Origin of the sequence: Sulfuritalea hydrogenivorans sk43H (assembly GCF_000828635.1) — a bacterium.
Taxonomy (GTDB): domain Bacteria; phylum Pseudomonadota; class Gammaproteobacteria; order Burkholderiales; family Rhodocyclaceae; genus Sulfuritalea; species Sulfuritalea hydrogenivorans.
In genome coordinates this window covers 3746449-3759029 of record NZ_AP012547.1, presented here as the reverse complement: position 1 = coordinate 3759029, position 12581 = coordinate 3746449, and the positions used below count along the sequence as shown (strand labels likewise).

The following is a 12581-nucleotide window of genomic DNA, read 5'->3' as shown; positions in this document are numbered from 1 at the left end:
ACTCTCGATCCCCAAAATACGGCGATCCCGGTATTTTGGTTTTAGCGGTTGCAGAATATGCTTATTTCTTTTATGGCTATCCGGCTAAGAATCGGCAAACTGTCAGGTTGCATCACGATTCTCCGTGGCGGCGTGATTTTGGAATCTGGTCAGGAATCAATTTATTGTGGAGGCGAATATGATCAAGCAGCTTAGATATGTGTTGGCAACTGGCATGGCGGCGGGTTTTTTTGGCGCGAGCGGGATGGCGAATGCAACAACCTGCCCCAGCGCCATTGCTTCTTTCAATGCGTGCGCCGGCAGTGCGTCGTGCGAGGCATTGATTACCGGATCGCATCCGGAGTGCTTCGGTTCGAGTGCCAACACGGCGGCAGGTGCGAAAAGCATCCAGGCCACGTCTCTGGAGCAGATGCTGGCAATTTCGTCGAATGTGAGCAACCGTGGCGCCACGTTGACTGCACCGCCCGGCGTGGTGAGTGATTCCGGTGAACGCAAAGGTCTGGCTGCCGGCAATCCGGCTGGAAAGTGGAACGTCTGGGCCAGTGTTGCCGAGGCCGACGCGAAATATGACCGCGGCACTTACAACTTCAACGGCGCCGACCGGACCAACAAGTTTGACAACCGCATCGACAATTTCGTGCTTGGTGGCGACTATCAATACGCGCCGAACCTGGCCATCGGCCTTTCGCTCGCCTTCGACCATGGCCGGGGCTCGGCGGCGTCCTACACCCTGGCCGCTCCGGATGCCTCCAAATCGGTAAGCACCAGCGGCTACACCTATGCACCCTATCTCGGCTGGCAGATCAACAAGGATTGGGCGCTTGACGCGACGATCGGCTGGGGCAACGGCAAGAGCACGGTCGACAGCACCGTAAAGACTGATACGAAGCGCTTCTTCTACGGTACCAATATTGGCTATACGCGCTGGAGCGGCAACTGGCAATTGACCGGCAAGGGCAGCTACCTGTTTGGTCAGGAGAAGGGCGCCGACACCACGAACAACGGGGCCACCCTGGCCAATACCAAAGTCACCAATGAAGTGGGGCAGTTCCGGATTGCCGGTCAGGCTGCCTACTGGATGAACGGTGTGATGCCCTATTTTGGCCTTGCTTACGTCGCGGATGATCGTTCGAGCACTGCAACAGCGGCGCAGCAGGACGCCACGGCGATGGGCAAGAGTGCGTTCGTCTGGTCGCTGGGCGCCAATTTCATTTCGATCAAGAATGCGATGACCGGTGGCATTGGTTATGAGCAGGAGACAGGGCGCAGCCGTGCCAAGAACAACAAGCTGATGGCGAACATCAACGTTCGCTTCTGATGCTGCCGGGGGGCTCCCCGATCCGGGCCGCGCTCTTGAGCGCGGCCTTTTTGTTTGCGGCCTTGTCCGGTTGCAGCACGTCGGACTCGTTTCGCGGCGCGCGTGAGATCGCTCAATGGGCCGGTGAGCACGGCTTCACTGAAACGGCGGTCAAGGCCGGGGCGTTCAGTCTCACCGCGTTTGTGCGCAAACCATCGGTGCCGGGCGATACGTTGACGATCTACATTGAAGGCGACGGTGCCGCCTGGACTACGCCTTACCATCCACCACGCGACCCGACGCCGACCAAGCCTGTATCGCTGGCCTTGGCAGCTGCCCATCCTTCCGCAGCGGTGGTCTATCTGGGGCGTCCCTGCCAGTACCTGGATGCGGTGGCGCTGCGAAATTGCGACAGCGCGTACTGGACCGAGCGGCGCTTTGCGCCGGAAGTCGTCGAGGCCTACGATGCGGCGATCAGTCGGCAGAAGTCGGCGCTGGCGGCACGGCGAATTCGTCTGGTCGGATATTCGGGCGGCGGCGTGCTGGCCACCTTGCTGGCCGCGCGACGCGACGATGTCGATCTGCTCGTCACGGTTGCCGCGCCGCTGGCAGTTGCGGAGTGGGCGGCTTGGCACAAGGCGTCGGTGCTGACGGGATCGCTCGATCCGGCCGAGTTGCGCGAGAATGTTCGCTTGCCGCGAAGCCGGCATTTTGTCGGCGGCAAGGACGAGATCGTTCCGGCGGCGATTGTCGAAAGCTTTGTTCGCCGCAAGGGCGGCGACTTGGAGGTGATCCCCGGCTTTGACCACGAGTGCTGCTGGGCGCGGGACTGGGGCACACTGTTGGGGCGGGTGACGGGTCGGGAGGTGGGGAAATGAAATCGCGAGTGTCGTACTGGCTGGTTTGGGCCGCCATATCGATGGCCCCGATGGTTCACGCGCAGATGATCCGTCCGCCTGCGTTCATGGGCGGCATTCCGGGCATGGGACAGTTTCAGGCGATCCAGATGCAGCGGCATCAGGCGCGCACCCTGCTCTATCGCGAGGCGCTGGAGGAGTTGCGCAAGAATCCGGCGGCGGCCGATGTGCCGGAATGCCCGGCGGGACAGAGCCCCAAGGGTGGCAACTGTCTGGCCCGACCCGAGCCGGTGGCCGCCGTTGTGCCGGCGCCCGTTGCGGCTCCCATTGTGCCTCCCGTTGCTGCTGCAACTCCGGTTGCGCCCGCCGTCAGCACGCCCCAACCCGCGGCGCAGGCGCCTGTCGTCCCGGTGGCCGAAGCGCCCGTACGCCGCCGTTTCGCCATACTGGTCGGCAATAACGCCTATGCGGCGCCGATCCCTCCGCTGGAAACCCCGATTGCCGACGTGTCGAAAATCGCCGATGTGCTGCGGGCCCGCTTTGGTTTCGAAACCCGGATCGTTCCGGATGCGGGCAAGGCGAAGATCATCGAAGCCCTCAACGACATGGCGCTTGAAGCCAAACCCGATGACAGTGTGCTGCTGTTCTATGCCGGCCACGGCTACCTGATGGAAGACATCAAGATGGGCTACTGGATTCCGGTCGATGCTTCGGTCAAGACCGCCCAGGGCTGGATTTCCAACAGCGACATTTCCAAGCTGCTCGCCGCGATACGCGCCCGGCAATTGATCCTGATTTCCGACAGCTGCTATTCCGGCAGCCTGACCAAGGAGCAGAAGGTGACGCAAGGCCGGGAGCTCAAGGCGGAAGAGGTCCTCAAGCAGCGGTCGGTGCTGGTGTTTTCCTCGGGTGCCGACGAGCCGGTTTCCGACGAGGGCAAGGAAGGGCATTCGATCTTTGCCTGGAACCTGATCAAGACACTCCAGGCCAGCGGCAGCCTCACGCCCGGCGCGCAAATCTGGAACGTGGTGAGCAAGGATGTGAGCAAGGAATATCCGCAGCAGCCGCAATACGGCGCGGTGGTTTCGGCCGGCCATGTCGAGGGCGGGGATTTTCTCTTTCAGGCGCCAAAATAGGCAGGCGGAATGGGTAGAATTCTTCTTCCCGCTCTGGAGGCTTCCGCAATGAAGATCACTTGGCTCGGCCGTTTGAGTTGCAGCGCGATCCTCGGTCTGGCTTTCTCGTCCCCCGTTGTTGCCCAGGCGAGCGCCGCCGGGGCCACGGCGCAAGTCTGGGTGGCGCAGGTCAAGGTTTCGCGCGGGATCGTGCGCATCGAGCGCGGCGGCCAGAGGTTTCCTTCCCCGGTCGGTGCCCGCCTCAAGGTCGGGGATGCGGTAATCACCGAAGCCAACGGCTCGGTCGGCCTCATGTTTGCCGACAATTCGACCCTCTCGATGGGTCCGGCCGGCGAGGTTCAATTGAAGACCTTCAACTACGATCCGACCACTTACCTGGGCGCCTTCGATGCATTTGTCAAACAAGGAACGGTGTCGCTGCAGGCCGGCAATCTGGCGCAGGGCGCTCCCGACAGCGTGAAGATCAGCACGCCGCAGGCGGAAGTGAAAGGCAATGCCCGGCAGTTCATGGTGAATGTCGAGGAGAACAAGTGATGAACATTCCCGCGCCTTGTTTCCGTGCGTTCGCCGCGGCCATGACCGTCGCCCTGCTGGCTGCCTGCGGCAGTCCGCGCGAGCATTTCTCCGTCCTTCCGGATGGTGACGGCAAGACCGGCCGGATGGTCGTCACGCCGCGCCAGGGAAGCCCGCTGACGCTTGACCAGGCCAATGCCAGCGCAACGGTTCGCGGCGGCGAAGCGGCTCCGGCCAAACTGGGTGTGGCCGAGATCAGGGAAATGTACAAGGAAGCGCTGGATGCGCAGCCCATGGCGCCTGCCCGCTTCGTACTGTATTTTGTCGAGGGCGGCGACGTCCTGACCGCCGAATCCCAACGCGAACTTGAAAACGTTTTTGCCGAAATCAAGAAGCGCCCGGCCCCGGATCTGATCGTCGTGGGTCACACCGATCGCGTCGGATCGGTAACGGACAACGATCGACTGGCGCTGCGCCGCGCCGAAAAGGTTCGCGCCCAGCTGATCGAGCAAGGCTTCCTGGCCGAGAACATCAGCGCTTCGGGGCGTGGCGAACGCGAGCCGCTGGTCGCCACTGCGGATGAGGTCGCGGAAGCGCGCAACCGGCGCGTCGAAATGCTGGTCAGATGAAAGCGCATCCGGTGTCCCGTCCCGCTTTGGCATGGTGGCTGCGCGGCCTTTGCGTCGCCGCTCTCGGCTTCACGGCCGCCGTCCCGGCAGCGCCGACTTTGCCAAGGGAGCCGGTGCTGCGGATCGAGACCGGCAGCCATCTGGGCCTGATTTCCCGCATCAGTGCCGACACATCCGGACGCTGGATCGTCACCGCTTCCGAAGACAAGACGGCTCGCCTGTGGGATGCGCGCAGCGGCCAGGCTGTCGCGGTGCTGCGTCCGCCGATCGGCGCCGAGAGCCTGGGTGCGGTGTATGCCGCCGCGATTTCACCGGACGGACGGACGGTGGCCCTGGGCGGCAATTCGGCCTTTGACGGCGGTGGCGGCCATCTGCTGCATCTGTTCGACCGCACCAGCGCCAGCGTGCCGCCGAAAAGCACGCTGACCGGCATGGAGGCGCCGATTACGCAACTTGCATGGTCGCGGGACAACCAGTATCTGGCGATCGGCCTGCGTCAGGAAGGCTTGCGGGTGTTTCGCCGCAATCTGCAGTTTGTCGGCGCCGATCCCGAGTTCAACGAGGCGATCTTCGGCGCCGAGTTTGCCGCCGACGGTCGCCTCGCGGTGGCCAGCATCGACGGCGCCATCCGCATCTACAGGATAGGACCCAAGGGGCTGGAACGCATGGCGCGCAAACAGGCGCCCGGCGGCAAGCCCTATGGCGTGAGTTTCTCCGCCGATGGCCGCACGCTTGCCGTCGGCTATCAGGATCAGGCCCGCGTCGATCTGCTCGACGCGACCAGCCTCGCCGTGGTTCACAGCATCGAACTCAAGGGCGGCAATCTTGGCCGCGTCGCCTGGTCCGCCGACGGCAGCACGCTGTTTGCGGCGGGCAGCCATGTCAGCGGCGGCCGCTTTCCGGTGCTGGCGTTCGGCCAGAACGGTCGCGGCGCGAAGCGCGAAATCGGCCAGTTCAGCAATACGGTGATGGGGCTGGCAAGCCTGCCGGATGGCAGCGTTGCGGCAGCTTCGGCGGAGCCGGCGTGGGCGGTATTCGACCCGCAGGGAAAAACCCAGGCGGCCAATCGCTCCCAAAGCGCTGATTTTCGCGATGCGGGCGACAGCTTCCGGCTCAATCCGACCGCCGAGACAGTTGCCTTTCGTTTCTCGCCACAGGCTGGCGGCATGGTCTTCGATCTCGCCGCCGGCAGCCTGAAAAGCGGATCGCCCCCGGACAAGGCGAGCGCCCCTCGAACGCGTGGCGATAACGCCGACTGGAAGAACTCGACTGCGCCGCGCGTCAATGGCCGCGCGCTGTCCTTGCGCCCCGGCGAGGTGGCGCGCAGTCTGGCCATGGGGCCGGGCGATCGCAGTTTTGTCCTCGGCAGCGAATGGTTCCTGAGGCATTTCAGCAGCGATGGCGCGGTGCTCTGGGAGCGGCGCGTACCGGCCGCGGCGTGGGCCGTGAACGTCAGCACGGACGGCCGCTGGGTGGTCGCCGGACTGGGCGACGGCAGCATCCGCTGGCTGCGCCTCAACGATGGTGCCGAGCAGATGGCGTTGTTCGTGCATGCCGACCGCGAGCGCTGGATCGTCTGGACGCCTTCCGGCTACTACGACACCTCGGTCGGTGGAGAAAATCTGGTCGGTTGGCACCTCAACCGCGCCTTCAACCAGTCCGCGGACTTTTTCACGGCGGGCCGCTTTCGCGATCGACTCTATCGTCCCGACGTAATACAGAAGTTGCTTGCCGCGGGAGACGAGAAGGAAGCCCTGCGCCTGGCACAGGCGGATCTCGCGGCCCTCGAAGCCGCGAATGCCGAGCCGCCGCCGGCAGCACGCGCCCAACCGCCCGCGAAGGCAATGCCGAAGGCCGCCGCCGTGCCGGTGGCGCCCGCCGCGGCTGCGAAGCTGGTCGAGATCGTGCCGCCGGTCATCGAGTTGCAGTCCGACAGCCAGGTCGAATCCAGCAGCGATCTGGTCAAGGTGCGTTATGCGGTGCGCACCCCGCCGGATGCCCCGGTGAAGGACATCAAGGTTCGCGTCAACGGTCGCCTCGACCGCAGCATCAAGCCCGTCACGCAGCGCGGCGCGCAAGGCGAAGTTCAGCCTCAGGAAATCCAGGTGCGCGTGCCGCCCGGCAAGGATGCCGAGATCCTGCTGATCGCCGAAAACCGCAATGCCAAGTCGGATCCGGTCGTTGTCAAGGTGAGTCGCGTCACGGCGGCTCCGGCACCTCCCGCGAGGGACAAGGCCGACTATGAAACGCTCTACATGCTGGTCGTGGCGATCAACAAATACCCGGCGCCCAATGACCTGGTGAGTCCGGTCAAGGACGCCAACGCCTTCAAGTCGCAAATGGCCCGCATTGCCCATCCCCCGGCCGGCGTTCGAAAAATCTACAACAAGCTCGAATTCAAGATGCTCACCGACGAGATGGCGACGCGGGATGGCATCATCGAAGGCCTCAACTGGCTCAAGGCGAACGTCAAGGAGAAGGATGCCGGTGTTTTGTTCCTTGCCGGTCACGGCATTGCCGAGGGCAAGTCGTATTACTTCATTCCCTTCAAACCGGGGGGCATGGCCGCCAAGTCGGCGGAGTGGGTGCCCGGGGATAAGATCGTCGGCACCCTGCAAAGCCTGCCGGGGCGCGCCATGTTCTTCCTCGACGCCTGCTATTCCGGCGCCCTGACCAACCAGGCGTCGGGCAAGGCGTCGAACGCCACCGAGATGATCAACAAGATCGACGATGAGCGCGGCGTCACCATCTTTGCCTCGTCCACAGGCAAGGAAAAATCCGGTGAGGATGATGAAAACGGATTCTTCACCAAGGCACTGATCGAAGGCTTGCGCGGCAAGGCGGCGGACAAGGAGGATAATTTGGTTTATCCCACCGGGCTCAAGCGCTATGTCACGCGCCGGGTCAAGGAATTGTCGAACAACGAGCAGCGGCCCTTCATCAGCGATCACGGCATTGACGAGCCGATCGCCATCGTAATCAAGTAATCCCATCCTATTGGAGAAATGACATGAGCCCCCGCAACCTGCAACGCCCCATCGCTGCCGCTGTCGCCATCGCTTTCCTGGCGACATCAACCGGTTGTGCGACGAACCCCGACGGCAGCTTCAAGAAAAACGAAGACGGAACCTTTGTCATTGATGACAAGGCCAAGGGCGCCCTGATCGGCGCCGCCGCCGGCTGTGCCCTGGCGAGCGCCACCGGGTCGGACTGCGCCAAGGGTGCCGTGATCGGTGCGGTTGCCGGCTTCCTGATCGGCTGGTACTTCGAATCGAAAAAGATCGCCAGCGCGCAGCAGGTCAACAAGGAATATGCTTCGTCCAAGACCTCCGCACCGCCCAGGAAGGACGTGGTACCGGCCAGTTTCAGCACGCAGGTGAAAGAGGCGCCGCCCGACGCTTCGGGACAGAAGGAGATCCAGCTCACGTCTAACACCGACATGATCGGCTATGGCGACAAGGTGCCGCAGGTGCAGCAGAAATACGCCATCTACGACGAGAACAACAAGCTGGTCGAAGAGAAGACGGAAAAGGTTGCTGCGGTCGATGGCGCGGGCCGCTACCAGACGAACTCGAAGTTCAAGCTGCCGGCAAGCGCCAAGGGCAAGACCTACACGGTCAAGACGGCGTTGGTCAGCAACAACAAGACCTACAAGGAAAACAGCTACAAGGTGGCGTTTGCCGACGACGGCCGCGTCATGGTGCTGGCGATGGCCAACTGAAATTCCTTGAGCGAGGGGGGCGCAAGGCTACCCGTCGCGCTTGCCTATCCCACCGGGGGATACCGTCCCGACCCTTGACGGGATCGGGACAAAAAAAGAAGGCGGGGTTGCCCCCGCCTTCCGGCCACTCAACAGCAGTGACTGTATTACTTGCCGCCGATAACGCCGGCTTCGTTGGCAGCGGTGTTGCCCTTGCCAACGGCAACGGCCGTCGCGTTCTTCTGGCTGGCCTTGATGGTGGTGTTGCCCTGGATGTTGGTGCCGCCCTTGATGGCGCCGGCGGTGTTCTTCGCCGTGTTGCCCTGGCCAACGGCAACGGCGGTCACGTTCTTCTGGTCAGCCTTGATGGTGGTGTTGCCCTGGATGTTGACGCCGCCGGACGTGCCTTGGGCACCCTTCTGGCTGACTTGGCCGCCTTGCTGAGCGAAAGCCGCGGTGGAAAGAACGGTCAGAGCGATGATTGCAATTTTGCGCATGGTTACTTCTCCTTTGGGTTAACAAAAAGTGGGTACTGCCTATTTACCGCCGATTACGCCTGCTTCATTTGTTGCCTTGTTATCCTTGCCAACCGCAACAGCCCTTGCGTTCTTCTGCTCGGATTTGATGTTGGTGTTGCCCTGGATCTGGGTGCCGCCCTTGATGGCGCCGGCTGAATTCTTCGCCTCATTGTCCTGACCTGCCGCGATCGCCGCAGTGTCGTCCTGCTTCGCCTTGAGGTCCACGCCGCCTTGAATCTGCACACCCGCAGGGCTGCTGGAGCGCATGACTGGCTGTGCGAGAACGGGCAGGGCGACGAAAGCAGAGGCAACGAGAAAAGTGAGCTTACGCATGTTGAGTCTCCAGGCTGGCCGTTAACCGGCCACAACCTTGAAAACGACACGGCGGTTCTTGGGATCGCGCGGGTCGAGACCGGCTGCGGGTGTGCTGGAGCCCTTCCCCAGCGGGACCAGACGTTTGCGTTCGATACCGGCTTTGCCGGCAATGTAATTCACCACCGAGTTTGCACGGTCCCTGGAAAGAGCCAGGTTCTTGTCGGCATTGCCGGTGATATCGGTGTGTCCTTCGACCAGGACACAACGGTCCGGGGCAAGCGTCAGAATCTTCGCAATGCTGCCCAGGGTGGCTTCCGACGTGGGCGATATCTTGGCGCTGCCGACCTGGAACTGAATGGCAAAATCGACCGCGTTGGCTTTGACGTCAGGCGGGAGATTCGCACAATCCAGAGCCGCCGCCGGCGCCGGCGCGCTGGCCGCCGCGGGGGAGCCGGCATTGTCAAAAACGATCGCGCGCGTGCGCATCTTTTTCTTGGCGGGCTCGCCCTCGCCGGGTGCCGTCATGGCGCGCTCGAGTTCTTTCAGTTTTGCTGCGTCGTCATCAGCGGCGACAGCCTGCCCGCTACCCATGGCCAGAACAATCAGGCCGGAGATCAGCGCGGAAGTCGCCGGGCGAAAAATGGTCTTCATTGATTCGTTCCTTATTTGCAGACGTTGATAACGTTCTTGGTAGCGACCACGATGTCCTTCGGAGCCTTTTCGCCTGCCTTGGTTTTTCCTTTTTGTGCGGTTCCGACGTTAACGTCGCTGCAGCCACCGTCCTTCTTCTTCTGAATTTTCACCACGTCCTTTTGGAGAGCAGGGTCGGTGCCGATTGAACCGGTATTCCACCCCTTGGCTTTGGCACTGTTGATTTTCTGGTTCGAGTGGGCGTTCAGCGGCTCCGCGGAGACGACGGAAACTGCAAGGCCCAGGAACAGACCGGCGCAAACGCGCAGAATTTGGTTATTTACATTCATCATTTTTGACAATCGCTCCAATGTTGACACATGCCTTCTTGTTGCGTCCGGCCACCACGTTGGTCACGTTGGTTGCGCTGACGGAAATCTTGGTGTCGCCCTTCTTGTCACCCTGGATGACACCAATCCGGTTTTTGGCTACGACATTCTCACCTACCGCGACAGCGGTCGTGTTATTGGTATTGACGTTGATTTCGGTATTGCCCTTGATGTTCGTGGTTTGCGTTTTCTGAGCTACGGCCCCGGTGCCAATTGCAAGCAGCGCCAGGCCGACAATGATATGTGGTTTATTCATGGCTTACTCTCCAATATTCCAGTGCAAGGGCAGACTGGTGGGTGGCCTGCCCTTGCGGAAGGTGTCCCTCATTGCGTCAAGTTCCTGCTGCGAAACGCCCAATTTGCGGGCGCTGAACGATGACGGATCCGGGGTAAACATGAGGTATGCCTGTGTCTCGTTGATCATCATTTCCTCGAAACCGGTGGCATAGCCGTACTTGCCGAGGAAGGCCTTGAAGGCTTCGCGCTGGGCTTCCGACAGCGATTCCTGCCAGAATCGCCGGCAATATTGCGTGTAATACGGGTTCGTGTAGTACTCGCCGTGCGCCATCTCGTGCAGCAGGATCGCGTAGCGGGCCGCGGCGTTGATCATGGGCTCGCCGGCGCTTTTTTCCTGGGTCTGCGGGATGGAAAGGATCACATTGTTGGGTTCGACAGCCTGCCAGAAGCCGCGCCAGTCGCGCATCATGCCTTGTGCAACAAGGAAATCCCTGACAGCGGTTTCGTCCGGGTTCAGCGGGACCTTGTCGCGCTGCGCAAAATTGAAGAACGTCACCAGTTCATGGACCATGACGTCGTGGCCAAACGCGAAATCCGACTCGGAGCGTTTTGCGGCCGCAAGCCGCATTGCCATTTCCTCTGCCGTCAGGACTCGTGGATAAGGCTCGGAACTTTGCTGTTCGGTAAATTGGGTGATCCGGTTGAAGCTGCGCCCCTGATGCGCCAGACCGGCAAAATCAAACACGTAAATTTTCGGATTTTCGGCATATCGCCAGATGGCAAGTTGCCCCGTCCGGCTGCCGACAATCTGGGAAAAGTTGCCGCCAACGGGTTGTGGCGGCGCAGCATGGACAAGCAGTGCAATGGCACTGGCCGCAATCAACAATCCGAAACGAACCACAGTCATAATTGGTTTCTGGAACGACATCATTTTCCCCGGCTATTTTTTGAAATACTCGAGTCGATACGCGTTGGCCCGCGAAACATGGGATCGAACGGCCGCCTGACGGGGCGTTGTCGCCGACAATGTACCACTTGCCGCGGGATCCACTAACAGCAGCCCCGTCGAACTGTCGGCGCGACGGTAGGAAGACCATGCCAGTGCGCGCTGTGCCTGGAACCCGCTGTTGCCGCGCGCATCCGGCGCCACCACGACGCCCGGCATGGTCTTGAAGCCGGCCGCAAACTGCGTTCCGTTAACCCATACACCGGAGTTGGTCTGCAGGAGGATTTCAGCCTGAACCCGAGCTGGAGCAATGGCCAGCATCGCTGCAAGGGTGACCGATGCAAAGCCAGCAAGCAAATTAGTTTTGCTCAACACTGACGTTTCCATTTTTCCCCCACTGAATCCGATAGGACTTTCCGGTTTTCTTCGAAGTGTGCCGGGTTTTCCCGCGCTGAATCTTTTCGCCGTCGATAAACACATCATCGTTGATCACGGCCACGCCTTCCATCTGCACATCGGCGTCAATCGACCCTGCCGAATTGCTGGCCGTGCTGCCCGGACCTATGCTGATCGCCGTGTTGCCGCCCGCCCCCTTTTCCAGCTTCACATTGGCTCCCGGCACACCTACCGTAACCTGCCCGATGGCGAAACCGGGTGCAACAAACAACCCGCCCAAACAGGCGAGGGTCGAAAGTGGCAACAGCTTCAATCCTCTTTTCATAAAGCAAATAACGCTTCAAGATATCCGACGTTGACAGAATGATTGCCCGGTTACCCTCAAATGTGACTTTTTACACACTATTGCTGGGCGCACCGGACCTTGAACGGCTTGTTGTCTCGCATTATGAAAAATACCGAGCCGGGTTGCATGTCATCACCGATATGACCTGCGACGTTGGAAACCAGTTTTCCGCAGGAAACGATGGGAATGCCATCCGCTCCGATCCGCTCGATGACTACCGTGTTGTCGGTGGCAACGTAGCTGCGCGCCTTGGCGCGATTGTCCTGCGCACGATCCGCAGTGCTTGTTCCGGTGCCTGGAATGGTCGGAACCGGTACCTGTGCGGGGGTTTGTCCTTGCTGGTACAAACGCGCCTTGGCCCGGTTCTGGGAGGCACCGCTTTCCGGTTGTCGCCGGGGACCGAGCAGTCCTTCCTCCTCCTCGGGAATGACGACGATCGCAGGGCTTCCCGACTCCGATTCCTGATAGGCCTTGGCCTTGACGCGTGCTTCCGCTGCCGATTTCCTGGCCTTCTGCCCACTGTCCGGCTGGGCTGGAACCACGATCTCGGCCAGCAGAAAAGCGCCGCCGGGTTCGACCCGTCGCGCTTCTTCCGCCGCCAGGGCATCTGTCGAGAGCACCAAGGCTCCCGTCACCAGGAACAGGAAGGGTGCGGCGACACGCTTCATGGAT

Annotated in this window: 16 protein-coding genes; 7 read left to right on the top strand and 9 right to left on the bottom strand. The window is 61.4% G+C overall.

The window, feature by feature from the left end:
* Positions 1 to 178 precede the first annotated feature (178 nt).
* From SUTH_RS17890 to SUTH_RS17855, 7 genes are read left to right on the top strand one after another with little or no spacing between them, the layout of a single operon-like run.
* Entirely contained in the window at positions 179 to 1318 is a 1140-nt protein-coding gene (locus tag SUTH_RS17890) for an autotransporter outer membrane beta-barrel domain-containing protein (RefSeq protein WP_084207505.1), read from the top strand.
* Positions 1318 to 2175: an alpha/beta hydrolase family protein gene (locus SUTH_RS17885; RefSeq protein WP_041101202.1), complete on the top strand. Its 858-nt coding sequence runs from the start codon at positions 1318 to 1320 to the stop codon at positions 2173 to 2175. Before SUTH_RS17890 ends, SUTH_RS17885 begins: the two co-directional genes overlap by 1 nt.
* The gene (locus SUTH_RS17875; RefSeq protein WP_084207504.1) at positions 2172 to 3290 is read left to right on the top strand and encodes a caspase family protein; all 1119 of its coding nucleotides are present in this window, start codon (positions 2172 to 2174) and stop codon (positions 3288 to 3290) included. The genes SUTH_RS17885 and SUTH_RS17875 overlap by 4 nt, the downstream gene beginning before the upstream one ends.
* A gap of 48 nt (positions 3291 to 3338) precedes the next feature.
* On the top strand, positions 3339 to 3824 hold the full coding sequence (locus SUTH_RS17870) for a hypothetical protein (RefSeq protein WP_041101196.1): 486 nt from the start codon (positions 3339 to 3341) through the stop codon (positions 3822 to 3824).
* A complete protein-coding gene (locus tag SUTH_RS17865; protein WP_041101194.1) occupies positions 3824 to 4432 on the top strand; it encodes an OmpA family protein in 609 nt (202 codons plus the stop codon). Before SUTH_RS17870 ends, SUTH_RS17865 begins: the two co-directional genes overlap by 1 nt.
* 11 nt (positions 4433 to 4443) lie before the next feature.
* The gene (locus SUTH_RS17860) at positions 4444 to 7419 is read left to right on the top strand and encodes a caspase family protein (RefSeq protein ID WP_171817409.1); all 2976 of its coding nucleotides are present in this window, start codon (positions 4444 to 4446) and stop codon (positions 7417 to 7419) included.
* Between the two features lie 23 nt (positions 7420 to 7442).
* Positions 7443 to 8153, top strand: coding sequence for a YMGG-like glycine zipper-containing protein (locus tag SUTH_RS17855; RefSeq protein WP_041101190.1), 711 nt, complete (start codon positions 7443 to 7445; stop codon positions 8151 to 8153).
* Between the two features lie 146 nt (positions 8154 to 8299).
* On the opposite strand, the gene SUTH_RS19830 is transcribed toward SUTH_RS17855, so the two are convergent.
* From SUTH_RS19830 to SUTH_RS17810, 9 genes are all read right to left on the bottom strand, one after another.
* Positions 8300 to 8629 (bottom strand): hypothetical protein, encoded by a 330-nt coding sequence (locus SUTH_RS19830; protein ID WP_041101188.1) that lies wholly within the window; start codon positions 8627 to 8629, stop codon positions 8300 to 8302.
* 39 nt (positions 8630 to 8668) lie between these two features.
* The gene (locus SUTH_RS17845) at positions 8669 to 8983 is read right to left on the bottom strand and encodes a hypothetical protein (protein WP_084207503.1); all 315 of its coding nucleotides are present in this window, start codon (positions 8981 to 8983) and stop codon (positions 8669 to 8671) included.
* 21 nt (positions 8984 to 9004) lie between these two features.
* Positions 9005 to 9616: an OmpA family protein gene (locus SUTH_RS18750; protein ID WP_052473777.1), complete on the bottom strand. Its 612-nt coding sequence runs from the start codon at positions 9614 to 9616 to the stop codon at positions 9005 to 9007.
* Positions 9617 to 9627: 11 nt separating this feature from the next.
* Positions 9628 to 9948 (bottom strand): hypothetical protein, encoded by a 321-nt coding sequence (locus SUTH_RS17835; protein ID WP_148312976.1) that lies wholly within the window; start codon positions 9946 to 9948, stop codon positions 9628 to 9630.
* Positions 9932 to 10240 carry a hypothetical protein gene (locus SUTH_RS17830; RefSeq protein WP_041101183.1) on the bottom strand — a complete coding sequence of 103 codons (309 nt, stop codon included), beginning with the start codon at positions 10238 to 10240 and terminating at the stop codon, positions 9932 to 9934. Before SUTH_RS17830 ends, SUTH_RS17835 begins: the two co-directional genes overlap by 17 nt.
* A 3-nt stretch (positions 10241 to 10243) precedes the next feature.
* A complete protein-coding gene (locus SUTH_RS17825; RefSeq protein ID WP_171817408.1) occupies positions 10244 to 11149 on the bottom strand; it encodes a hypothetical protein in 906 nt (301 codons plus the stop codon).
* 12 nt (positions 11150 to 11161) lie between these two features.
* Entirely contained in the window at positions 11162 to 11539 is a 378-nt protein-coding gene (locus SUTH_RS17820) for a hypothetical protein (RefSeq protein ID WP_148312974.1), read from the bottom strand.
* A complete protein-coding gene (locus SUTH_RS17815) occupies positions 11526 to 11876 on the bottom strand; it encodes a hypothetical protein (protein WP_041101177.1) in 351 nt (116 codons plus the stop codon). Before SUTH_RS17815 ends, SUTH_RS17820 begins: the two co-directional genes overlap by 14 nt.
* A gap of 89 nt (positions 11877 to 11965) precedes the next feature.
* The gene (locus tag SUTH_RS17810; protein WP_041101175.1) at positions 11966 to 12577 is read right to left on the bottom strand and encodes a hypothetical protein; all 612 of its coding nucleotides are present in this window, start codon (positions 12575 to 12577) and stop codon (positions 11966 to 11968) included.
* Between the last annotated feature and the right edge of the window lie 4 nt (positions 12578 to 12581).